1 protein-coding gene is annotated in these 339 nt (G+C 32.4%); it reads left to right on the forward strand.

The genetic code is table 11. The features are described from left to right. Positions 1–339 (forward strand): aminotransferase class III-fold pyridoxal phosphate-dependent enzyme (locus tag J8281_RS19335; RefSeq protein ID WP_210199273.1); only part of this gene is annotated, 339 nt, incomplete at both ends.

Below are 339 nucleotides of genomic sequence, written 5' to 3' on the forward strand. Positions count from 1 at the left end.
TTGGCTATAGTAAAAGCTAAAGGTTGTATTTTAACAGATGAAGATGGAAACGAGTACATAGATGCGATTTCATCTTGGTATACCTGTATGTATGGACATTGTAATGATTATATTATTGAGGCAACACACCAACAAATGCTGCGGTTAGACCATGTAATGTTTAGTGATTTTACACATGAACCTGCCGTAAAACTATCAGAAGAATTAATCAAAATTCTACCCAATAATCTAAACAAGATATATTTTAATGATAATGGGTCTACAGCTGTAGAATCTGCCATAAAAATGGCATTACAATATTATTTTAACAGAGGCGAAAAACGATCCCTATTTATTGCT

The sequence above is a fragment of the Aquimarina sp. U1-2 genome, assembly GCF_017897595.1.
Taxonomy (GTDB): Bacteria; Bacteroidota; Bacteroidia; order Flavobacteriales; family Flavobacteriaceae; genus Aquimarina.